This is a genomic window from Sodalis sp. RH15, assembly GCF_047324255.1.
GTDB lineage: Bacteria > Pseudomonadota > Gammaproteobacteria > Enterobacterales > Enterobacteriaceae > Acerihabitans > Acerihabitans ligni.
The window spans coordinates 5,818,042-5,842,061 of sequence record NZ_CP178738.1 but is presented as its reverse complement, the minus strand read 5'-3'; the positions used below and the strand labels follow the sequence as shown (position 1 = coordinate 5,842,061).

Here is a 24,020-nt window from a genome sequence, read left to right as displayed (position 1 = left end):
GCTTAAGGTTTGCACATGCGTACTGCCGTTGTTTCAACTCCCGCCCCATCGGGGGCCCTGCCGCGTTTGCTGGCGGTGATTATCGGTGCCGCTTGCGGGACCACGATGTTGCCGGTATTTGCCGCCACGACGGCGGATACAACCTCCACAGCGACCTCTTCCACCGCCGCTTCCGCGTCGAAGGGGGAAACCATGACCGTGGTGGCTTCTCCCAACAATGAATTCAGGGCCGGCGGCGACCAACTGGTACCGGCGTTTTTGGATGGCCCTATCGCCAACGGCGGACGTGTGGGATTTCTCGGACAGCAGGATGCGAACAACGTGCCCTTTAGCGTGGTGGGCTTTACCTCCAAGCTGATGCAGGATCAGCAGACCCGCTCCATCAGCGACGTGTTGCGTAACGATGCCTCGGTGCAAACCGCCTACGGCTACGGCAGTACTCAGGAAATCTTCAATATCCGCGGCTTTAAGCTCGCCAGTGAAGATATCTCCTATGGCGGTCTTTATGGCGTGCTGCCGCGCCAGTTCGTCGCTACCGAGATAGCGGAACGGGTAGAGCTGCTTAAAGGCGCCAGCGCATTTCTCAATGGCGTACCGCCGGGGGGCACCGGCGTGGGGGGCAACATTAATATCGAGCCGAAACGCGCCGGCGACGAGCCGCTGAACCGCGTTTCGCTGGACTATACCTCCAAATCACAAATTGGCGGCTCTTTTGACGTGGCGCGCCGTTACGGCGATGACAATCAGTGGGGCGTACGCGTCAGCGGTGTGCACCGCGAAGGCGGAACGGCGATTGACGATGAAAATCGCCGCCTGACGCTGGGCACCCTCGGCCTGGATTATCGCGGCGATCGTTTCCGCGCCTCGCTGGATGCGGGCGCCGAAAAACAAACCATTCACGGCGCCCGTTCAGTGGTCTATACCACCGGCCTGGATGAAATCCTCAAGCCGCCCTCCGCCACCACCAATTACGGCCAGAAATGGGCTTTTACCGATACCGAAAGCCAGTTCGGCGCCCTACGCGGCGAGTATGATTTAACCAATGACTGGACGGTCTATGGCGCGGTTGGGGGCAACCACACTCATGAATTCGGCTCCTACTCTTCCCCCACCCCTTTTGACGACAACGGCGACGCCACCGCGGGCATGTTGCGGGTGCCTTATTTCAGCGACAGCTTCTCCAGCCAGGCGGGCGTTCGCGGCAAATTCGACACCGGCTTTATCACCCATCACGTCAATTTGGGCTATTCAAGCGTTTGGACTCGGATTCGTACGGCTTACCAGATGACGGCCGGCAACATTCTCACCAATATCTACGATCCGAGCTATGTGGACGAACCCACCGTTCCAACCTATGCGGGCGGCAGGATGGGTGACCCAGGCGCCACCAGCCGCACCTTTAACAGCGGCGTGTCGCTGTCGGACTCCCTTTCCATGCTGGACGATCGCCTGCAGCTGATCGGCGGCCTGCGGCGCCAGAGCGTCAATGTCAGCAATTATGACTACACCGGCGTCGAGTCCAGCAAGTTCACTGAAACCAAGGTGACGCCGGCCTTTGGCCTCGTAGTCAAGCCCTGGCAGCATATCTCTCTCTATGCCAACCATATTGAAGCGCTGCAATCCGGCGAAACCGCCGGCGCCAGCTATGGCTCCGGCGTCGTCGTCAACGGCGGCCAGGTGACCGGCATCGAGACCTCAAAGCAGAACGAAGTGGGCGTGAAAGTGGATTACGGCCGCATCGCCGGTTCGCTGGCGGCATTCGAGATCAAAAAACCGGTGGCCTCGTACAATTACCTGGGGGACAACCAGTATGAATACGGCAACTATGGCGAGGAGCGCAACCGTGGGCTTGAGCTGAACCTATTCGGTGAACCGCTTCTGGGCGTACGCCTGAACGGCAGCGCTACCTGGATGGATCCGGAATTGACCAAAACCCAGGACGGCGCCTATGACGGCAACGACGCCATCGGCGTGCCGCGCTACCAGCTGGTGCTGGGCGGCGAGTGGGATCTGCCGAGGCTGAACGGCGTCGCCGCCACCGGCCGCGTGATTCGTTCCGGTTCCCAGTATGCCGACCAGGCCAATGATTTGAAGGTCAAGGGCTGGACCCGGCTGGATCTGGGGTTGCGTTATGACATGCAACTGCCGAAAAATAATATCGTCTGGCGCGCCAATGTGGAAAACGTCACCAACGAAAATTACTGGGCATCCGCCAGCGACGGCTATTTGACGCAAGGCGACCCGCGTTCTCTGAAACTTTCCATGACGGTGGATTTCTAACCGCCGGCGCTACCTTAGAACGCCCCGGCCTTGGCCGGGGCGCTAATCTTCCGCGCAACTTCACGGGGTTGGTATACAGTAATAACTGGAAAATCCCCGAAGGAGCGCATCATGATTACCGTTCATCATCTGAACCAGTCACGTTCCCACCGTATTCTCTGGCTGCTGGAAGAGCTGTCCCTGCCTTATGAGGTTGTGTATTACCAGCGGGAGAAATCCATGCTGGCCCCGCCGTCGTTAAAGCGCATTCACCCGTTGGGGAAAGCGCCCATCGTCACCGATGACGGGCTGACATTGGCGGAGTCGGGGGCGATTATCGATTATCTGGAGGCGCGTTATGACAGCGCGCACCTCTTCAGCCCGGCGGACGGCCTGAGCGACAGCGGTGTGCGATATCGCTATTGGCTGCATTATGCCGAAGGCTCATTAATGCCATTACTGGTGATGAAACTGATCTTCGGCATGCTGGGCAAGCCGCCGGTGCCCCTGCTGGCCCGTCCGCTGGGGGCGGCGGTGGGAAAGGGGGTACAGCGGCAATATGTGGACCCGCAATTAGCGACCCATCGCCAGTATATCGAGGATCACCTCACTTTATACCCCTGGTTTGCCGGCGAGCAGTTCACCGCGGCGGATATTCAAATGAGTTTTCCCATAGAAGGCCTGGTTTCCCGGTTCGGCGCCGAAGGTTTTCCTAAAATACAGGCATTCGTATCAAAAATTCAGTCTCGGCCGGCCTATCTGCGCGCTAAAGCCCGTGAGGAGAATAAATAATCGCTATAGCCCGGTTTTACCCATTCCTCATCAAGGTATCCCTATTTAACGGAATTTTGGGTTGAATTATCCCCGGCGGGAGCAGGATAATTCCTGCCCTCGCGATCCATAAGCACACCGGTATTTTAGGGAAATTTTCATGTCCAGCTCCACTCAACCGGCCGCTCCGCAGGCCAGATCACTATTTTCACTCGACGGTTGGTTCCAGATCTCCGCGCGGGGCAGCACTCTTCGCCAGGAAGTCTTAGCCGGTCTGACCACCTTTCTGGCCATGGTCTATTCGGTGATTGTCGTGCCCGGCATGCTGGGTAAAGCCGGCTTCCCGCCGGCTGCGGTCTTTGTCGCCACCTGTCTGGTGGCGGCGTTCGGGTCGCTGTTGATGGGCCTGTGGGCCAATCTGCCCATGGCCATCGGCTGCGCCATATCCCTCACCGCCTTTACCGCCTTCAGTCTGGTTCTGGGACAGCATATCAGCGTGCCGGTGGCGTTAGGGGCGATATTCCTGATGGGTATCCTGTTTACCCTGATTTCCGCCACCGGCATACGCTCATGGATTTTGCACAACCTGCCGATGGGCGTCGCCCATGGCACCGGTATCGGCATCGGCCTGTTCCTGCTGATCATTGCCGCCAACGGCGTCGGGCTGGTGGTGAAAAATCCCATTGACGGATTGCCGGTGGCCCTGGGCCGCTTCGCCTCGTTCCCGGTGATTATGTCCCTGGTGGGGCTGGCGGCGATCTTCGGCCTTGAGAAATTGCGGGTACCGGGTGGGATACTGCTGGTGATCATCGTAATCTCGCTGCTGGGACTGGCATTTGACCCTAATGTTACCTACCGGGGATTGTTCGCTCTGCCGACCTTATCCGACGCCCAGGGCCATTCGCTTATCTTGAATCTGGATATCAAAGGCGCGCTGCAGCCGGCGGTACTGCCCAGCGTGCTGGCCCTGGTAATGACGGCGGTGTTTGACGCCACCGGCACCATCCGCGCGGTGGCGGGCCAGGCTAACCTGCTGGATAATGAGGGCCAGATTATCAATGGCGGCAAAGCCTTGACGGCGGATTCCCTGAGCAGCATTTTTTCATCCCTGGTGGGGGCGTCGCCCGCAGCGGTCTATATCGAATCCGCCGCCGGGACCGCCGCCGGCGGCAAAACCGGTCTGACCGCCACTATTGTCGGCATATTGTTTTTGGTGATTCTGTTTCTTTCACCCCTATCTTATCTGGTACCGGGTTATGCCACCGCCCCGGCCCTGATGTATGTCGGCCTGCTGATGCTAAGCAACGTCGCCAAACTGGATTTGACCGATTTTGTCGATGCCATGTCCGGTTTGCTGTGCGCCACCTTCATCGTCCTGACCTGTAATATCGTCACCGGTATCATGCTGGGTTTTGGTTCGCTGGTGATAGGCCGCGTGTTTGCCGGCGAATGGCGCAAGCTCAATGCCGGTACGGTCATTATCGCCATCGCGCTGGTGACATTTTATGCCGGCGGCTGGGCCATCTGAGGTTGAAAAAAACGATCACAGATTTTTAACTTATGGCAAAATGATTTACCATAGCAGCTCACGTTTTCGCCCAGACTTTCTCCAGGCCGGACTGCAATACGTCGCCGGACCGACGACATAGTAAGGAATGCATGGAAATCTTCTTTACAATTTTGCTCCTCACCTTGATGGTTTCCTTATCGGGGGTGGTCACTCGCATCCTTCCTTTTCAGATTCCCCTCCCCCTGATGCAGATTGTATTGGGGGCGCTCATGGCCTGGCCGCGGTTTGGCTTGCATGTGGATTTCAATCCCGAGCTGTTTCTGGTGCTGTTTATCCCGCCGCTGCTGTTTGCCGACGGCTGGAAAACCCCGGCGCGTGAGTTTTTACGCCACGGCGGCGAGATTGTGGCGCTGGCGCTGGTACTGGTGCTGATTACGGTGGTAGGCGTCGGTTATCTTATTTACTGGATGGTGCCGGGTATTCCCCTGGTGGCGGCGCTGGCGCTGGCGGCGGTGCTCTCTCCCACCGATGCCGTGGCGCTGTCCGGCATCGTGGGGGAGGGACGCATTCCCAAAAAACTGATGGATATACTGCAGGGGGAGGCGCTGATGAACGACGCTTCCGGCCTGGTATCGCTGAAATTCGCCATTGCGGTGGCCATGGGGACCATGGTTTTCACCGTCGGCGGCGCGTCGCTGGAGTTCGTCAAGGTCGCCGCCGGCGGTTTGCTGGCCGGCGTGGCGGTGACCTGGGCCTACAGTAAATCCCTGCGCTGGATCACCCGCTGGAGCGGCGACGATCCCGCCACGCAGACCGTGCTGTTGCTGCTGCTGCCTTTTGCGTCTTATTTGATCGCGGAACATGTGGGCGTCTCCGGCATCCTGGCCTCGGTGGCCTCGGGCATGACCATCGGGCAATCCGGCATTATCCGCAATGCGCCGCTGGCCATGCGGCTGCGCGCCAACAGCGTCTGGGCAATGCTGGAATTTGTCTTTAACGGCATGGTCTTTATCATGCTGGGCCTGCAATTGCCGGAGATCCTCGAGACCTCCATCACCCAGGCCATACTGGACCCCACCATTGAAACCTGGATGCTGTTCAGCGATATTGTGGTGATTTACGCCGCCTTGATTTTGCTGCGCTTCGGCTGGCTGTGGCTGATGAAAAAATTCAGCCAGCGTTTTCTGAAGAAAAGGCCGATGGTCTTCGGTGATTACAGCACGCGTGAAATCCTGATTGCTTCATTTGCCGGCGTGCGAGGGGCGATTACCCTGGCCGGTGTCTTGTCGATACCTCTATTGCTCAGCGACGGCTCCGCCTTTCCCTCCCGCTATCAGCTGGTATTTATCGCCGCCGGCGTCATTGTATTCTCCTTGGTGTGCGGCGTAATCGCCTTACCCTTGCTGTTACGGGGCATGGTGGTGTCGGATAAGAGCCTGCACCGCAAGGAGGAGCGAATGGCGCGCGCCGCCGCCGCTGAAGTGGCCATCGAAAGCCTGCGGAAAATGCAGGAGCGTCTGGCGGGAGATCCGGAGGAAACTATCGACAATCAGCTGCTTACCGAGGTCAGCGCCCGGGTTGTAGGAAATTTGCGCCGGCGGATAGACGGCAATAATGAGCTGGGGAATGCCCTGCTGATTGAAAACCTTGAACGGCGGATGCGTCTGAATGCCCTGCGCGCCGAGCGGGGGGAGTATTATCATCTGCGGGCGCAGCAAAAGATCAGCAACGAGACGCTGGTAAAGCTGCTGCGGGATTTGGATTTACTGGAAGCGCTGCTGATAGAAAGCGAATAGCCGGTGCTCAGCGTTCCAGCGCCCCTCCCTGCGGCCAGTGCCGGCGGCAGGCCTCGATCCACGCCTGGGCGCTGTGAGGCAAATAGATCCCCTGTCGCCAGATCAATCCCAGTTGCCACATCATGGGCGGCGTCACCGGCAGCCATAACAGGCGTGATTTATCCAGCCGCTGGCAAATAGGCTCCGGCAGGATGGCGATACCGATGCCCGCTTCCGCCATGGCCGCCAGGAAATCCCACTGCCCGCTGCGCACGGCGATTTGCGGATTGATGCCCTCGGCCTGGAAAGCCCGCATTAAGTGCCGGTGCAGGGCGAAATCTTCGTTGTAAATCAATACCGGCCAATCGCCGAGCTCCGCCAGCGCTATCCCGGTACGATCCAGCCAAGGGGCGGCACGGGGCACCACGGCGCATAATGGATGGCTGAACAGCGGCAGTACGTTCAGGGTGGTTTCGGTTTCAGCGGTGAGGGCGGTGAGCGCCACATCCAGTTCGCCGGACAGGACCGCCTGCTGAACCGTCAGTCCGCCGAACTCGGCAATCAACAGCTCAATACCGGGATACCGGCGGCGGAATGAACTGATCAAATCCGCCATTTGGGTGCCCACCATCGGCGGAATGCCCAGCCGCAGACGGCCCTTTTTCAGCGAGCCGATGTCCTCCAGCTCCGACTCTAATTGTCGGAACTCATCCAGAATGGCCAGCCCGCGCTGATATACCGCCTGGCCGCTGTCGGTGAGCAGCAGTTTGCGTCCCTCGCGCATTAATAATGGCCTGTCCAGTTCGTCTTCCAGTTGCTTTAGCATTTTGCTGATAGTCGGCTGGGTAACGAATAACGCGTCGGCGGCACGAGTAAAGCTTTGTTGTTTAACCACTTCCACAAAATAACGGAGTGTACGGATATCCATTACTATTCCTTCCGGTAATGATTAACATAATATTAATTCATTTCATGCAACTTTAACCCTCCGCCTATAATGCTTCCACATCATTCAACGAAGGATCTCAAGGTGTTGTACACTGCGCGCATGGCAGTACCGTTACGCTGGGTAAACTTTCCCCTGGTGATCCAGCTGGCGTTGTATATCGGCTTATTCCTGGCTGCCCAGACGTTGGTGGATCGTTATCATTTGCCGTTGCCCGCCAACGTGGTGGGGATGTTTATGATGCTGGCGCTGATTCTTACCGGGATCCTGCCGGTGCGGTGGGTACGCGAGGGCGCGCGCTGGCTGCTGGCGGAGATGCTGTTGTTTTTTGTACCGGCAGTGGTGGCGGTTATCAATTACACTCAGCTATTGATGGTGGACGGCTGGCGTATCTGTGTGGTGATCGCTGTCAGCACCTTGCTGGTCATGGGGACCACCGCCGTAGTGGTGGATCGTGTTTATCGTTTTGAACTGAAAATGGCGCGTAAAAAACCCCATCATGGTTAATCTTATTCTGAGCTGTGTCTGTTTGTTTGTGACGCTGCTCTTATATTTCGCCAATAAGTTTCTTTATCGCCGCTATCATTATTTAATGCTGATGCCGCTGATATTAACGCCGGTGGTGTTGATAGCCTTACTGGCCGCCACCCATGTGACCTATCAACGTTATATGGTTGAAAACCAATGGCTATTATGGTTGTTGGGTCCGGCTACCATCGCTTTTGCGGTGCCGGTTTATGAAAACCTGTCATTGATTCGCCAGCACTGGCTGTCGCTGACCGCCGGCGTAGTGGCCGCCACCCTGATGGCGGTGTTGAGCTCGGTTTGGCTGGCGCGTTTGCTGGCGCTCCCCGAGATTATTCAGCGCAGCATGGCGGTTCGCTCCATTACTACCCCTTTTGCTCTGGCGGCGGCGCGGCAGGTGGGTGGCCAGCCGGATCTGGTGGCGCTGTTCACGGTGATAACCGGGGTATTCGGCATGGCAGTGGGGGATATTGTTTTTCTGCGCCTGTCGGTTCGGGCGAAAATGGCCAAGGGCGCGGGTCTGGGGGCGTCGTCCCATGGAGCCGGCACCGCCCGCGCCTATGAGTTGGGCCGCAAGGAGGGGGTGGTTTCCAGCCTGGTGATGATGTTGGCGGGCGTGCTGACGGTACTGCTCGCCCCGATGATCAGCCGGTTTATGTGGTAATGGTAAGGGGCCCGAGCGCAGCGGGCCGGTCTGCCTTTAACACGTTCGTTGCACGCTCGGTGATGGCGGTTTCCCTTTAACACGTTCGTTGCACGCTCGGTGATGGCGGGCTTACCGTGCCATGGGGCGCTCGGGCAGGCGGGAAGACCACGCCTGCTTCGACCCCATTGGCGCGGTCTCCCTTTAACACGTCCATTGCACGCGCGGTAATGGCGGGCCTATTCTGCAATGGGCCGTTTTCCCGTAGCGATAGTGTCGGTTGGAGGAGTCGAGGGTTCCTGCCACTCCCGGATGCCGGTCTGGGAGCGGATAAACTGAGCGTAAAACAAGCCCCGCTCCTGTACCGCCTGCGTCGAGCTGTCGGTAATGGAAAATATCCAGATGCCGATAAACGCCACCAGCATGGAAAACAGCGCCGGGTATTCATAAGGATAGATGGCTTTGGCGTGACCCAGTACCTGTACCCAGATGGTGGGTCCCAAAATCATCAAGGTCACCGCGGTGATGAGTCCCAGCCAGCCGCCCACCATGGCGCCGCGGGTGGTGAGTTTGGACCAGTACATCGACAGCAGGATAATGGGAAAGTTACAGCTGGCGGCAATTGAAAAGGCCAGCCCCACCATAAAGGCGATATTTTGTTTTTCGAACAAGACCCCCAGGCCGATGGCCACCAGGCCAAGTACCAGCACGGTGACTTTGGAAACTTTTAACTCGTCGCGCTCGGTGGCTTGGCCTTTTTTGATGACGCTTGCATAAATATCATGGGATACCGCCGACGCGCCGGCCAGGGTTAAGCCCGCCACCACCGCCAGTATGGTGGCGAAGGCTACCGCCGAAATGAATCCCAGGAAGAAATTGCCCCCCACCGCGTTAGCCAGATGGATAGCCGCCATATTGGCGCCCCCCAGCAACGCGCCGGTGCTGTCTTTGAACGCCGGGTTGGCTCCCACCAGCAGGATGGCGCCGAAGCCGATAATAAACGTCAGGAAATAGAAGTAACCCATGAAGCCGGTGGCATATAACACGCTTTTACGCGCTTCCTTGGCATCCTGGACGGTGAAGAACCGCATCAGAATATGCGGCAATCCGGCGGTACCGAACATCAGGGCCAGTCCCAGGGAGAGGGCGGATATGGGATCGGACACCAATCCGCCGGGACGCATAATGGACGCGCCTTTGCTGTGTACTTTCATGGCTTCGGAGAACAGCGTATCGAAGCTGAAATGAACGGTTTTCAGCACCATCAGCGCCATAAAGCTGGCGCCGGCCAATAACAGCACCGCTTTGATAATCTGCACCCAGGTGGTGGCCAGCATGCCGCCGAACAATACATACATCACCATCAGAATGCCCACCAGTACTACCGCCACATGGTAATTCAGGCCGAACAGCAGTTGGATGAGCTTACCCGCCCCCACCATCTGGGCAATCAGGTAAAGCGCCACCACCACCAGCGAACCGCAGGCGGACAACAGACGGATGGGTTTTTGCCGCAGGCGGTAGGAGGCGACGTCGGCAAAGGTATATCGCCCGAGATTGCGCAGGCGCTCGGCGATTAAAAACAGGATAATCGGCCAGCCCACCAGGAAACCCAGCGAATAAATCAGTCCGTCATAACCGGAGGTGTATACCAGCGCGGAAATACCGAGAAAGGATGCCGCCGACATAAAGTCGCCGGAGATGGCCAGCCCGTTCTGCAAGCCGGTGATTCTGCCGCCGGCGGTATAATAATCTTTCCGTGAACGGGTTCGTTTTGATGCCCAATAGGTGATATACAGCGTAAGGGCGACAAACAGCACGAACAGAATAATCGCCTGGACATTCAACGGCCGGCTGTCGCCGGTTGCCGCCTGAACCAGCAGCGGCAGCAGCCCTGATACACCCGCCGCCATTTTGACGAATTTAGCCATTATAACGTACCTCGCGCAGCAACTGCTGGGTCAGGCGATCGAATTCGCCGTTGGCGCGAACCACATATATCGCGGTGAGAATAAACGACATGATAATCAGGCCAATCCCCAGGGGAATGCCGCGGGTTACGCTGGTGCCTTCGTAAATCGGCGTACCCAGCCAGCCTGGGGCAAAGGCGATCAGCAGGATAAAACCATAATAGAGTACCAGCATAATCAGCGTGAGCAGCATGGCGAAATGCTGGCGTTTTTTCACCAGTTCTTGGAAGTGCGGATTTTTCTCAATCCGTTGATAAATGATGTCATTCATCAGGGATTCTCCAGTAGGGTATGGGTATTGTTGGAATAAAGCCGCCCGCGGGCGGCGGAAGTCTTATGAAGGCACGTTCATGGATTGTTTTTCTTCTAACAGCTTTTCCACCACGCCCGGATCGGCCAGGGTGGATGTATCGCCCAGATTCCCGGTATCGCCGGCGGCAATTTTGCGCAGGATACGCCGCATGATTTTACCGGAGCGGGTTTTGGGTAATGAATCTGTCCAATGCAGGATATCCGGGGTGGCTATGGAGCCGATTTCCTTGCGTACCCAGCTGCGTACATCGTTATAAAGTTCGGGGGTCGGCAGTTCTCCATGATTAAGGGTGATATAGGCGTAAATCGCCTGGCCTTTGATATTGTGCGGGATGCCCACCACCGCCGCTTCGGCGATCTTGGGATGGGATACCAGGGCCGATTCGATTTCGGCGGTGCCGAGACGGTGACCGGAGACATTAAGCACGTCATCCACCCGGCCGGTTATCCAGTAATAACCGTCTTCATCCCGCCTGGCGCCGTCGCCGCTGAAATACATGCCCTTGAAGGTGGAAAAATAGGTTTGCTCAAACCGGTCGTGATCGCCGTATAGCGTGCGCGCCTGTCCCGGCCAGGAATCGACGATGACCAGATTCCCTTCGGCGGCGCCCGGCTGCGGCTCGCCGCCGTTATCCACCAGCGCCGGCTGGATACCGAAAAACGGCAGTGATGCGGAACCGGCCTTGAGCGGCGTGGCCCCCGGCAGCGGCGTAATCATGAAACCGCCGGTCTCGGTCTGCCACCAGGTATCCATAATCGGGCATTTGCCGTTGCCGATTTTATGGTAGTACCACTCCCAGGCTTCCGGATTGATGGGTTCACCCACCGAGCCCATGATGCGCAGGGATTCGCGGCTGGTGCCTTCGATAGCCTTGTCTCCCTCCGCCATCAGCGCGCGGATGGCGGTGGGGGCGGTATAAAGTATATTCACCCGATGCTTATCCACCACCTGGGCCATGCGCCTGGCGTCCGGCCAGTTGGGCACGCCCTCGAACATCAGCGTGATGGCGCCGCAGGCCAAGGGGCCATACAGCAGGTAGCTGTGACCGGTGACCCAGCCGACATCGGCGGTACACCAATAGATATCCCCGGGATGGTAATCAAACACATACTTGAAGGTCATGGCGGCATAAACCAGATAGCCGCCGCTGGTATGCAATACGCCCTTGGGTTTGCCGGTGGAACCCGAGGTGTAAAGGATAAACAGCGGGTCCTCGGCATTCATTTCGGCGGGGGGACAATCGTCCGACGCGCCGGCCATGGCGTCATGCCACCAGATATCCCGGTTCCCCCGCCAGTTGATATCTTTACCGGTTCGTTTTAATACAATCACTTTTTCCAGGCTTTTGACCGCCGGGTTTTTCAACGCCTCGTCGATATTTTGTTTCAGCGGGATTTTTCTGCCCGCGCGGATCCCTTCGTCGGCGGTGATCATAAGCTTAGCGCTGGAATCCACAATCCGGCCGGCGATCGCCTCGGGAGAGAATCCGCCGAATATCACCGAATGAATGGCGCCGATGCGCGCGCAGGCCAGCATGGCGACGGCGGCTTCCGGCACCATCGGCATATACAGCGCCACCACATCGCCTTTGGCGACCCCTTGCGACTTAAGCACGTTGGCGAAACGGCACACGTCCCGGTGCAACTGGCGATAGGTGATGATTTTGCTTTCCTTGGCATCATCCCCTTCCCAGATAATCGCCGTCTGCTCGCCACGTTCCGCCAGATGCCGGTCCAGGCAATTGGCGGCTACGTTGAGCGTGCCGTCCTCAAACCAGCGGATCCGGATATGGCCGGGATCGAACGAGGTATTCTTAACCTGGGTATAAGGGGTAATCCAATCGATGATTTTGCCCTGTTCACCCCAAAAAGCGGCCGGGTCATTCACGGATTGCCGGTATAGCTGCCGATATTGTTCTTCTGAAATGAGTGCCCGCTGCGCAATATCAGCGGGAATCGGATAGGTATGCGGTTGACTCATGGTTTCCTCCTTTAAATGTTAATAGTATGTCAAACTTAAGTTAATTAAACCTATCCCGACGGCTTTGTTTCCTTTTTGCGCAGTAGATCACGCATCTTTGGTGAGGTTTTGCTAAAGCGGCATTCTTCCGCTTTTCCTCAGAGTGAACATCGTCCTTTTGCCAGGGTATTCATCATACTTATACCCGTGCGCGGGGCGATATAAGTGGCCGCGCCTTTAGCGGTAAAGAAAAATATACCGCGGAGAAAAAACCTTGGGGGAAGTGATAAACATTACTTTATTCATACTTTTAACTTATTGAATTACATATAGTTAAGTTATATAAATCGTCTATTCAACCCTGTCAGTGATAAATGATTACGAAGCGAGGATAAATCATTGCTTGCATTGGTGCTTTTTAAGGTGTTACAGAATAGCGTCCTTATCTTTTGTGCGTTGAAAATCGACCCCGCCGGATGCAGCCGGATAGCGTAATGAAGCGAATAAAAAGCAGTGCGTGTCACGATCTCGGCCGTGGCGGGATGGTCGTAGGGGAAAATATTGTTATGAAAAGGTTAAATTTTAGTCTCGCCTGGCAAATTCTGTTGGCGCTGGTATTGGGCATCGGCGCCGGGGCGATATTACACAACCAGGGGGAACCGCGGGATTGGCTGATGGGCAATATCCTGACGCCGGCCGGCGATATATTTATTCACCTGATCAAGATGATTGTGGTGCCGATAGTGATTTCCACTTTGATAGTGGGTATTGCCGGGGTAGGGGATGCGAAAAAGCTGGGCAAGCTCGGCTTGAAGACCCTGCTTTATTTTGAACTGGTCACCACTATCGCTATTATCCTGGGCATCACTCTCGCCAACGTTTTTCAACCGGGACAGGGCATCGATATGTCCTCTCTGGCGGTGGTGGATATCTCGCAATATGAAAGAACCTCCCAGCAGGTGCAAAGCGGCGGCCATAGTCTGGCGGGCACGCTCCTGTCGTTGATTCCGCAGAACATCTTCGCCGCCATGGTCCGCGGCGACATGCTGCCGATCATTTTCTTTTCCGTGCTGTTCGGTTTGGGATTGGCGGCATTGCCCGTTGAAACCAAAACGCCGTTGCTGAATGTGTTTAAAGCGGTGGCCGAGACCATGTTCAACGTGACGCATATGATTATGCGTTATGCCCCGGTTGGGGTTTTCGCCCTGATTGCGGTGACTGTGGCCAATTTCGGTTTTGCCTCGCTGCTTCCCCTGGCCAAGCTGGTGCTGCTGGTTTACGCCGCGATTATTTTTTTCGCCCTGGTTGTCCTGGGCCTGGTGGCGAGGCTATGTGGCCTGCGTATTTGGACGCTGATCCGTATTTTGAAAGAAGAATTGATCCTGGCCTATTCTACCGCCAGTTCGGAAAGCGTGTTGCCGCGCATTATCGAAAAAATGGAAGCCTATGGCGCGCCGCGGGCGATAACCAGCTTCGTGGTCCCCACCGGCTACTCTTTCAACCTGGACGGCTCCACGCTTTATCAAAGCATTGCGGCGATATTTATCGCCCAGCTTTACGGTATCGATTTGTCCCTCGGACAGGAAATCGTTTTGGTGCTGACATTGATGGTCACCTCAAAGGGGATTGCCGGAGTGCCGGGAGTATCCTTTGTGGTGCTGCTGGCAACCCTTGGCAGCGTGGGAATTCCGTTGCAGGGTCTGGCGTTTATCGCCGGAGTCGATCGTATTCTCGATATGGCGCGCACGGCGCTCAATGTGGTGGGTAATGCGTTGGCGGTAGTGGCCGTCGCCAAATGGGAGAATCAATTCGACGATGAGAAGGCCCGTGCCTATGAAAAAGAGAGGCTGACGGTCAAAGCGCCGCATTCATCTCTATCGTAACAAACTCGCGGCACCACCAGTGCCGCGAGATTCCCATTAACCTTTACGGTGCAGGATACGGTAAAGCGCCGGGATCACCAGCATCGACAGCAGCGGCGCGCTCACCATGCCGCCGATCATCGGCGCGGCGATGCGCTGCATCACCTCCGATCCGACTCCGCCGCCCCACATGATGGGCAGCAGCCCGGCCATGATGGTGGCCACCGTCATCACCTTCGGCCTGACCCGCAGTACCGCGCCCTCGCGGATCGCCGCCAGCAGCTGTGGCTCCGACAGCGGCTCGCCGTTGACCCGGTGGTTTTCCATCGCGTGATTAAGGTAAAGCACCATGATCACCCCGAACTCCGCCGCTACCCCAGATAGGGCGATAAAGCCCACCGCGGCGGCCACCGAAAGATTGTAGTGCAGCAGATAGAGCAGCCAAACCCCGCCTATCAGCGCAAACGGCAGCGTGCCCATGATAAGCAACGCATCCCGTACCCGGCTGAAGGTGACATACAGCAGCACGAAAATTATCGCCAGGGTAAACGGCAGCACGATTTTCAATTTGGCGCTCGCTCGCTCCAGATACTCAAATTGTCCAGACCAGCTCAGCGACACGCCGTCCGGCAGCTTGACCTGCTGCGCCACCACCTGCTGCATGGCATCCACGGCGGATTTCAAATCGCGGCCGCGTAAATCCACGTAGATCCAGTCCGACAAACGGGCATTTTCGCTTTTCAACATCGGCGGGCCTTCGGTGACCTTGATATCCGCCAGATCGGACAAGGCCACCTGCGCGCCGCCGGCGGTGACCACCGGCAAATCCTTCAGCTTTTGCACCGAATCCCGCAGTTCGCGGGGATAGCGCACGTTGATGGGAAAACGCTCGCGGCCCTCAATGGTTTCGCCGATATTATCGCCGCCGATAACCGCCGCCACGATGGATTGCAGCTCGCTCACCGATACGCCGTAGCGGGCGGCGCGCACCCGGTCGATATTGATATCGATATAGCGGCCGCCGTTAAGCCGTTCCGCCAGGGCGGAAGTCACGCCGGGCACGGTTTTCACCACCCGTTCGATCTGCTGGGCCACCGCTTCGATATCGTTGATATTGTTGCCGTTGACCTTGATGCCCACCGGGCTTTTGATGCCGGTGGCCAGCATGTCCAGCCGGTTGCGGATAGGAGGCACCCAAACATTGGCCACGCCGGGCAGCGATACCGTCCGATCCAGCTCCTGTATCAGCTTATCGGTGGTCATGCCCGGCCGCCATTGATCCCGGGGTTTAAAATGGATGGCGGTTTCGAACATGGTCAAGGTCGCCGGATCGGTGGCGGTTTCGGCGCGTCCCGCTTTGCCGAACACCGTCGCCACCTCCGGCACGGTTTTAATCAGCCGGTCGGTTTGCTGCAACAGGCGGGCGGCCTCGTTGGCTGAGATGCCGGGCAGGGTGGAGGGCATATAGAGCAAATCCCCCTCGTCCAGCGCCGGCATGAATTCGGTGCCCAGCCGACTCAACGGAAAAAGGGTAATGAGCAGCAATGCCAGGGACAGGGACAAAGTGGTTTTCGGCCAGTGCAGGACCTTTTCCAATAACGGCCGATACAAACCGATAAGCCCCCGGTTAATGGGATTGGCGTTTTCATCGGGAATACGCCCGCGGATAAAGTAGCCCATCAGCACCGGTACCAAGGTGATGCCCAGACCGGCGGAGATGGCCATGGCATAGGTCTTGGTAAACGCCAGCGGACCGAACATCTTGCCTTCCTGCGCCTCCAGCGAGAAGACCGGAATGAACGACAGGGTAATGATAAGCAGGCTGCAAAACAGCGCCGGGCCCACCTCGGTGGAAGCCTGGGCGGAAATCTGCCAGTAGTCCTCCCCCACCGGCGTTTGGCCGGGGTGATCGTGCCGCCACTTTTCCAGCACCTTGTGCATGTTCTCTATCATGACGATGGCCGCATCCACCATCGCGCCGATGGCGATGGCGATGCCCCCCAACGACATGATATTGGCGTTGACCCCCTGATAATGCATGACGATAAAGGCGCCGAGGATCCCCAGCGGCAGGGTGATGATCGCCACCAGCGCCGAGCGGAAATGAAACAGGAACAGGCTGCACACCAGGGTGACCACGATAAACTCTTCCAACAGCTTATGGGAAAGGGTCTCGATAGCTTGCTTTATCAGGTTGGAGCGGTCGTAAACCGGGACAATCTGTACGCCCGACGGCAGGCTGCGGCGGATTTCATCCAGTTTCTTTTTCACGCCGTTAATGGTATCCAGCGCGTTTTTGCCGTACCGCATCACCACAATGCCGCCGGCCACTTCCCCTTCGCCGTTGAGCTCCGCCACGCCGCGCCGCATTTCCGGCCCGAGACGCAGGCTGGCGACATCGGACAGCAATATCGGTACGCCGCCGCGGGTGGTAATGACAATATTGTCAAAATCCGCCGTGGTTTTCAGGTAACCGGCGGCGCGCACCATATATTCCGCTTCATTCATCTCCAGCACCGAACCGCCGCCCTCCTGGTTGGCCTGTTTGACCGCATCGATAACCTGCTGGTGGGAGACGTTCAGGGCCCGCAGCCGATCCGGCTTCAGGATGATTTGGTATTGCCGCACCATACCGCCGACGCTGGCCACTTCCGACACGTTCGGCACCGTTTTCAGTTCGAATTTCAGCGTCCAATCCTGCAGGGCGCGTAAATCCGCCAGGCTATGGCGTCCGGTTTTGTCCTCCAGGGCATACTCATAGACCCAGCCGACGCCGGTGGCATCGGGTCCCAGGCTGGCCCGGGCGTCCGGCGGCAGAGTGGATTGTACCTGGCTCAGGTATTCCAGCACCCGCGATCGCGCCCAGTAGGGATCGGTGCCGTCTTCAAACAGGATGTAGACATAGGAGTCGCCGAACATCGAGAAGCCGCGCACCGTGGTGGCGCCCGGCACCGACAGCATGGTGGTGGTTAACGGATAGGTAACCTGGTCCTCCACCACCTGGGGCGCTTTACCGGGATAGCTTACGCGGATAATGACCTGTACGTCGGAAAGGTCCGGCAGCGCATCCACGGGCATGCGCTGCAAGGCCCATATTCCCCAGGCGGTGAGCAGCGCCGCTCCCACCAACACCAATAGCCGGTTGCGCAGCGACCAGCGGATGATAAACGCGATCATCGGACGCTCCTTACCGGTATCATCTGCGTGATACGGGCGCCATTATCATCCAGGGTAAAATGGAACAACACCCGGCTGCCCACCGCCAGTCCCTGGGGCAGTTTCCCGTCGGGCAGGGTGAAGTCCATGGTCATCGGCGACCAATGCAGTTCAGGCACCGCATGATGGGACAGCGTGACCTGCCCATTGCTGACGGCGTCAATCACTCCTTGGGTGGCATACTCTCGGGGCTTGGCGGCGGCGGGCTCCGCTGTCTGGACGGATGCCGGCGCCGCGCCGGAGGACATCGCCGGCATATCGGGCATGGGCGCCATACCCGGCATATCCGCCATGCCCGGGGCATTAGATTGAGCCGGTGTTTTAGCGGGAACCGGAGCCGGGCCGGAAGACATCCCCGGCATATCCGCCATGCCCGGGGCATTAGATTGAGCCGGTGTTTTAGCGGGAACCGGAGCCGGGCCGGAAGACATCCCCGGCATATCCGCCATGCTGGCGGCGGAGGTCTGTGTCGGCATTTTGGCGGATGCCGTACCCGTTGCCGAGACGTCTGCGGCGGCCTGCGGGGCGGCATCGGCCGCCGCCGGCGGGTTACCGGTCATTTGCGGCAGCGCGCTGCGCAGGCTGGCTTCGGAATCAATCAGGAACTGACCGGAGGTCACCACCCGATCGCCGGCCCGGAGCCCTTGGCGTATTTCCACCCAATCGCCGAATTCACGTCCGGCGGTGATTTCCACCGGTTTGAAATGCCCGTCCCCTTCCGCCAGCAGGACGGTATTGCGGCTGCCGGTCTGAATCAACGCGTCCTGGGGAATGGCCAAGACGGTTTCTCCTTGTGCCGCCCGGGCCAACCGCACGTTCATATACATGCCGGGCTGCAATCGGTTATCCCGGTTAACCAGCGCGATACGGGCCCGATAGGTCCGGGTGGCGTCATTCACCACCGGCAGCACCTCGCTGATGCGGCCATGAAAGGATTCGCCGGGCCAGCGCGCCGTGGTGGCGATGATGTCGCTGCCCGGCGTCACGGCGCCGGCCTGGGATTCGGGGTAATCCGCCACCACCCACACCGGATCCAGCGAAGCCAGTTCAAACATGGCCTGGGAAGCGGAGACCTGACTGCCTTCGCGCACATCCAGCTTGCTGATAAAACCTCTTTCCGGCGCCCGGATTTCAATGCGGGTCTGCGGCTGCCCGGTTTTTTCGATGGCCCGGATCAGGTCATCTGGCATAAACAGCAACTGCAATCGTTGCCGCGCCGCGGCGGTCAGCGCCGGGTCGCCCAAATGGCGCACCGCCAGATATTCCTGCTGAGCGGCGCTCCATTCCGGGATCCAAAGTCGTGCCAGCGGTTGATTCTTGGCCACCTGCTGCTGTTCGGCCCTGACATACAACTTTTCCACCAGCCCGTTGGCCCGGGCGGGAATGATCTGTATGCCGCGGTCGTCAATGCTCACCGTACCGAATGCATCAAGGCGGGACTGCATCACCCGTTGTTCCACGAACGCCTGCCGCACCCCCAGATTTTGCTGCTGGCGGGCGCTGACCGTCACGCCTCCATCCTGCGCATCTTCATCGGCGTAACGCGGCTTTAGCGGCATATCCATCAGCGGGGACTTGCCCGGCTTGTCAAATCGCTGCCCCGGCGACATGGGATCATACCAATACAAGACTTTCCGACCGCCGCTGTCAGCGGTGGCCGGCGCGGCGGTTTGGGCGTCCGCCGGGGTCACTATCGCGGGCTGGCGCAAAAAATAGCCGGCGGCGAAGGCGGCTGTCAGCGCCGCCAGGCTTATCAAGGGCGTGACCATACGGCCCGTGTTGAAACGGCTCATGATTGGGTCTCCTGCGGAATGAGATAGCGGATGGCGGCCCAGCTTTGCGCCAGATCCCGTGCGGCGCGGTTTGCCTCAAGTTCGCTTTGCAGCAGTGCCCGCCGCGCGGCCAGCATATCGGTCAGGGTGGCGCTGCCGGTGCGGTATTGCGCCTGGGTCAGCTGCAGACGCTGCCGCTGCAACGGCAGAACATCATCTTTTTGCCGCTGCCAGCGGGTTTGCGCGGCCTGGTATTGGGCTATCAGCATAGCCAGCTGTGCGTTGTGGTCGCGAATGGTGGTTGCCAGCTGATCGTTGGCTGCAAAGGTCCGGGCCTGATCCGCCGCGTGATCTTTATCCTGGCGCTGGGACTGGAACAGCGGCAAATCCATGGTGAACATCACGCCGGCCATATCATCGAGACGATCGGCACGCCTGCCGTAGTAGACCTCAATGCCCACATCCGGGATGGCCGCTACCGCCGACTGGGCGGAACGGGCCTGAGCGACTTCCGATTCACGGCGGGCCTGCAGGATTTCGGGGTGTTGATCGATGCCCTGCGCCAATACCGCCGGATCGGCGGGCAGGCGTTCAAAGCGCGGCAGCTGGCCGGCGGCGATGGCCTGGCTGTCGCCGGTCAACCGCGTCAGCTTGGCCTGCGCCACCGCCACATCACGCTCCGCGTCGGTCACCGCATTTTGCATATCCACCACTACCAAGCGTCCATCCAGCACCGATGCGGCGCTGCCGCCCCCTGCCACCGCCGCCCGCTGCACCGAGATTTGCCGTTCGCTTTCCGCCAGCAGGCTGCGGGCCGCCGTCAAACCCTGCCGGGCCAGGGCCATATCCAGCCAGGCCTGTGCTGTGTCGCGCTGCAACTGCGCCCGCAGGGTTTGATAACCGGCGGTAGCGGATGCCGCTTCAGCGCGAAAAGCATCGGCTTTCCGATCGCGCTTGGTGCTGCTGATGTAATCCTGCTGGATGCCGATGCGCTGCATGGTCATATCTTCGCGAGTAAATCGATGGGCGTTGTTACCCCCCACCGGCAGGTTTTCGATGCCGAATTCCAGCTTGGGATCCGGCAATTGGGTGGCGGAATCCGCCTGGTTCGCCAAGGCCTGCCGTTCATGACGATTGGCGGAGAGTTCGGCGGAATAGTGTTCGGCACGGGCCAGTGCCTCATCCAGGTTCAGTTCCGCGGCGGAAGTCGTCGCGGAAGCGAGCAGCATGAGGACCAACCACGCCCGTTGAGAGCATGGAAGTAACATGGCTGTCCTCGCTTAAGGCTGAACGGGATGGATGGCGGTAAGCTGATAGCCCTGCGCATCCTGGCGGAAACTGAAATCAACCTGGGTGCCTACCGCCAGCTTCTGGCCGGCAAAGGCAGGAGGCACCGCGAAGGTCATGGTCATCGGCGGCCAGTTCAAGGCCGGAATGGCGTGATGGGCTATAGCCACATGTCGGCTATCCCACAGTTTGATAATACCCTGGGAGTGATAGTCCGAGGCGGCCGCATCGGCCGCGGTCATCATGCCGTGGTCATGCTGCATGCCGGGCATATCGCCCATGGCCGCCATATCGTCGGCAAAGGCCGGTAAGTTGAAGAGAGAAAAAGCGGAAAGAACGACAATCAGTAAAGCTCGCATGGGATAAATTCCTAAACATAAGTCATACACTACCCGCGCATTACAGCGAGGGTAACCATTGGCGTTATGTCTGGATCTATTCCCGGAACCGGCAGAAGCGAATCTCTGCCGGCGGCCCTGCTATGGGCGGAGCAAGCCAGGCGGCATCCTGGATACAGGGTTCGTCGCGCCAGTCCGCCAACTGCAAATCGGTCTGGCTGGGCAGGACGGCAAACGGCGCATGGGGAGAATCTTTTTGCGCATTATCCGGGACGCAGTGCTTATCGCACAGCAAACCCGGTTCAGCGGCATGCTGCTGCGGGTCGTTATCGTGGAGCATACTCTCGGTATGTTCCATGGCGGCGGGCAGCGCGGTAACCGGCATAGAGCACTGGTGGCTGGCCAGCGCCAGCTGGGCGTTCAGTAACAGCCAAAAGGCCAGTAAAATCAAGGCAAACATTCGCCGCCGCCGGCAGCGAAGCTTAACCATGAATTTAGTTACCGAAGCGGAAGACAACATTATTTCCTTTTAAACAAGCCGGCATCGTACACAGCCGAAAGGTCAAAGCCCGTCAAAACCCAGCATGGCCGGAGGACGCTTATCTGCCACCGGTTTGCCACAGTGAACGCGAAAAAGCCGACAACGTTATTGATGCGCGTCAACTTTCTTGAAATGAGCCCTCGGAGACAAGAAAATTTGCATTTATTGACATTCGTATGCGGGGTGCTGTTGAATTCTTTGAATGAATTTTGCAATTAAAAAAAGATCATTTATCTAATAATTAACTTTAAATTTAAAGGAGATGGCACGATGCCGATTAGTAATTTATCTTTTCCCCACAAGACAAGTCCTTACATTGGACAAAATTTGGAAATCGTCCACAAAAAATTACATTCAGTCAACAACACCACTCTGGTTAATTTTAAAGCTCCTGATGCATCAAAATCCCGTGAAAATATAAAAATAGCCTTGGAGAATAATTCATTACACCTCAAAGAGTCTCCTCTTTTACGAGCAATAAAACGGAATGATGCTGAGCAGCTGGAAGATTTTTTCAGTTACGAAAATAGATATTCCGGTGCGGAAAAATTAAATTTTAGAGATGAAGACGGTAACACGGCCGTTATGCATGCGGTTAAAAAAAACAACATGGAACTGCTGGCAAGATTAGAAAAAAATTTCTTCAGTGAAAAATTTATTCATAGGATACCCCTGGATAATGAACTGCCCGATAATAACGGAAATACCCCACTCATGGTAGCGATTAAAAATGGGCATAAAAAAATGGTTGCTCATCTATTATCGATGGAAGCGACTAATGTTTATCATAAAAATAATGAGGGCGAAAGCGCCTTCACCATGGTCATTAACGATAATGAGCTATCCTTAGAAATTTTCAAACTGGTTTGCGACCATACCCAACTTTCTGCCTACGATGAGCAGGGACGAACGTTATTAATGAAAACGGTGATTGGCGGCACGGTAGAGAAAGTAAAGTATGCATTACAACGCGTAGACCACTTGATAAATCAATTGGATGTTAACGGCAACTCCGCCCTGGCGCTGGCCCGGCGGCGTGGTGATAAAGATATCATAAAACTTGTTTCGGACAGTATTGATAACATTAAGAGCTCTTCCATTGACAGTATCGTCATGGACTATGAGAAGGATACCGACTTTCATAACCACTTTGTTGCCCACCGTGGCGACTTTGTTTTTGGCCTGTCGGAGTTTCGTACCGAATATCTGTTGAGGCTGAATAACGCGTCTAAGGATAATTTTAATATTATAAATTATTATACCAATCGCATAGCGAGGCGTATTTTTTTGGCGGAGAAAAATCTGGCGATGCTGCATAGTGGTTTCATCAATACAGGCGGTAGGAAAATTTCACCTAGGGAGATTGTCCACGCACTGGAGGTTTTTCCTGATATCTACGAAGCGGCCAGCGCGAATGATGATATAGAATATCCCTATGCGTGGCATGAATATAATCTGATACGCGGTGAAATAAAAAAATTTGATATAAAAACGATGCTGGTTGAAGTCCATGATAATTATGACAAATACGATCACTATCTTCATTTGGCCTACTCCTCCCGGTTGGGTTTCCGGATTCCGCTGTTTTGGAAGCGCAGCAGCAAAGTGGGCATTGAGATCATTATACGTAACAGCAAAAGGCATCTGCATTTCGTACTTGATGGATTGGATCAACAAAGAATCACCGATAAAATCGAAGATTCCGTGACAGCATCCGAATTGCGATATATCTATAGGAATAAAGAGAAGCTGGAGGGAAGATTGCATTTTTACCACGATTATCGGCGGGTGCCGGCGCCGTGGGCAGCTGGTGAGAGGTTTAGCGGCCTATGGGCCGCGTATATTCCCACCGATAAGGACACAGCCGCTCAGCGCAGATAATGCACTACCTGGTTACTGCTGCCGCGCCAAATCAGCGCCGGGTCGCGCAGATCCTGCACAAATTTGCCGTCAATCAGCACATTGATAAGCGATGTCACCTGCTGCTGGGGCTCGGTAAGAGAGTCCAGCGTATAACCGGTCCAGACCCAGATATCCTTGCCGGGGCACTCGGTCCGGACCCGCTGCACCAGATGCAGCACCGCGGACAGGTTATGCGGATGCAGCGGATCGCCGCCGGAAAGCGTCAATCCCTGCCGGTGAATCCGCGTATCCTGCAGGTCGGCGATAATCTGGTCTTCCAGTTCGCTGGTAAAAGGGAACCCCGAGTCCACCCGCCAGGTGCTTTTATTGTAGCAGCCCGGACATTGATGCTCGCAGCCCGCCACAAACAGGGTGCAGCGGGTGCCGGGGCCGTCAATCACATCTACCGGGTAATACTTGTGATAATTCAT

At 57.0% G+C, this 24,020-nt stretch carries 18 protein-coding genes; 8 read left to right on the top strand and 10 right to left on the bottom strand.

Annotation, left to right across the window (positions count from 1 at the left end; translation table 11 throughout):
- Nucleotides 1-15: 15 nt before the first annotated feature.
- From ACL2XO_RS26425 to ACL2XO_RS26410, 4 genes are all read left to right on the top strand, one after another.
- Complete coding sequence (locus tag ACL2XO_RS26425; protein ID WP_413741904.1) at nt 16-2,280, top strand: TonB-dependent receptor; 2,265 nt, start codon at nt 16-18, stop codon at nt 2,278-2,280.
- 111 nt (nt 2,281-2,391) lie between these two features.
- A complete protein-coding gene (locus ACL2XO_RS26420; RefSeq protein WP_413741903.1) occupies nt 2,392-3,051 on the top strand; it encodes a glutathione S-transferase in 660 nt (219 codons plus the stop codon).
- Between the two features lie 139 nt (nt 3,052-3,190).
- Nucleotides 3,191-4,558, top strand: coding sequence for an NCS2 family permease (locus tag ACL2XO_RS26415; RefSeq protein ID WP_132924606.1), 1,368 nt, complete (start codon nt 3,191-3,193; stop codon nt 4,556-4,558).
- 131 nt (nt 4,559-4,689) lie between these two features.
- Nucleotides 4,690-6,336, top strand: a complete 1,647-nt coding sequence (locus tag ACL2XO_RS26410; protein ID WP_132924608.1) for a Na+/H+ antiporter — start codon at nt 4,690-4,692, stop codon at nt 6,334-6,336.
- 7 nt (nt 6,337-6,343) lie between these two features.
- Here the strand turns inward: ACL2XO_RS26410 and ACL2XO_RS26405 are convergent, their stop codons facing one another.
- The gene (locus tag ACL2XO_RS26405; protein WP_132924610.1) at nt 6,344-7,243 is read right to left on the bottom strand and encodes a LysR family transcriptional regulator; all 900 of its coding nucleotides are present in this window, start codon (nt 7,241-7,243) and stop codon (nt 6,344-6,346) included.
- A gap of 120 nt (nt 7,244-7,363) precedes the next feature.
- Between ACL2XO_RS26405 and ACL2XO_RS26400 the strand changes: the two genes are divergently transcribed.
- The gene (locus ACL2XO_RS26400) at nt 7,364-7,768 is read left to right on the top strand and encodes a CidA/LrgA family protein (RefSeq protein WP_132927950.1); all 405 of its coding nucleotides are present in this window, start codon (nt 7,364-7,366) and stop codon (nt 7,766-7,768) included.
- Nucleotides 7,761-8,450, top strand: a complete 690-nt coding sequence (locus ACL2XO_RS26395; protein WP_132924612.1) for an LrgB family protein — start codon at nt 7,761-7,763, stop codon at nt 8,448-8,450. The genes ACL2XO_RS26400 and ACL2XO_RS26395 overlap by 8 nt, the downstream gene beginning before the upstream one ends.
- A gap of 218 nt (nt 8,451-8,668) precedes the next feature.
- Here ACL2XO_RS26395 and ACL2XO_RS26390 read toward each other — a convergent pair whose 3' ends face one another.
- The 3 genes from ACL2XO_RS26390 to acs form a co-directional block, all read right to left on the bottom strand.
- Nucleotides 8,669-10,342, bottom strand: a complete 1,674-nt coding sequence (locus ACL2XO_RS26390) for a cation acetate symporter (protein ID WP_413743113.1) — start codon at nt 10,340-10,342, stop codon at nt 8,669-8,671.
- 10 nt (nt 10,343-10,352) lie between these two features.
- A complete protein-coding gene (locus ACL2XO_RS26385; protein WP_132924616.1) occupies nt 10,353-10,670 on the bottom strand; it encodes a DUF485 domain-containing protein in 318 nt (105 codons plus the stop codon).
- Nucleotides 10,671-10,733: 63 nt separating this feature from the next.
- Nucleotides 10,734-12,692, bottom strand: a complete 1,959-nt coding sequence (gene acs, locus ACL2XO_RS26380; RefSeq protein WP_132924618.1) for an acetate--CoA ligase — start codon at nt 12,690-12,692, stop codon at nt 10,734-10,736.
- A gap of 545 nt (nt 12,693-13,237) precedes the next feature.
- Between acs and gltP the strand changes: the two genes are divergently transcribed.
- The gene (gene gltP / locus ACL2XO_RS26375) at nt 13,238-14,554 is read left to right on the top strand and encodes a glutamate/aspartate:proton symporter GltP (RefSeq protein ID WP_413725982.1); all 1,317 of its coding nucleotides are present in this window, start codon (nt 13,238-13,240) and stop codon (nt 14,552-14,554) included.
- Between the two features lie 36 nt (nt 14,555-14,590).
- Here gltP and ACL2XO_RS26370 read toward each other — a convergent pair whose 3' ends face one another.
- The 5 genes from ACL2XO_RS26370 to ACL2XO_RS26350 form a co-directional block, all read right to left on the bottom strand.
- Complete coding sequence (locus ACL2XO_RS26370; RefSeq protein WP_413741902.1) at nt 14,591-17,710, bottom strand: efflux RND transporter permease subunit; 3,120 nt, start codon at nt 17,708-17,710, stop codon at nt 14,591-14,593.
- Entirely contained in the window at nt 17,707-19,542 is a 1,836-nt protein-coding gene (locus tag ACL2XO_RS26365; RefSeq protein ID WP_413741901.1) for an efflux RND transporter periplasmic adaptor subunit, read from the bottom strand. The genes ACL2XO_RS26370 and ACL2XO_RS26365 overlap by 4 nt, the downstream gene beginning before the upstream one ends.
- On the bottom strand, nt 19,539-20,750 hold the full coding sequence (locus tag ACL2XO_RS26360; protein WP_413741900.1) for a TolC family protein: 1,212 nt from the start codon (nt 20,748-20,750) through the stop codon (nt 19,539-19,541). Before ACL2XO_RS26360 ends, ACL2XO_RS26365 begins: the two co-directional genes overlap by 4 nt.
- 51 nt (nt 20,751-20,801) lie before the next feature.
- Entirely contained in the window at nt 20,802-21,167 is a 366-nt protein-coding gene (locus tag ACL2XO_RS26355) for a copper-binding protein (RefSeq protein ID WP_413741899.1), read from the bottom strand.
- A gap of 76 nt (nt 21,168-21,243) precedes the next feature.
- Nucleotides 21,244-21,606 carry a hypothetical protein gene (locus ACL2XO_RS26350; RefSeq protein WP_132924626.1) on the bottom strand — a complete coding sequence of 121 codons (363 nt, stop codon included), beginning with the start codon at nt 21,604-21,606 and terminating at the stop codon, nt 21,244-21,246.
- Nucleotides 21,607-21,957: 351 nt separating this feature from the next.
- Between ACL2XO_RS26350 and ACL2XO_RS26345 the strand changes: the two genes are divergently transcribed.
- Complete coding sequence (locus tag ACL2XO_RS26345; protein ID WP_413741898.1) at nt 21,958-23,568, top strand: ankyrin repeat domain-containing protein; 1,611 nt, start codon at nt 21,958-21,960, stop codon at nt 23,566-23,568.
- Here ACL2XO_RS26345 and nrdG read toward each other — a convergent pair.
- Complete coding sequence (gene nrdG, locus ACL2XO_RS26340) at nt 23,556-24,020, bottom strand: anaerobic ribonucleoside-triphosphate reductase-activating protein (protein WP_132924630.1); 465 nt, start codon at nt 24,018-24,020, stop codon at nt 23,556-23,558. The two genes, ACL2XO_RS26345 and nrdG, sit on opposite strands and share 13 nt — an antisense overlap.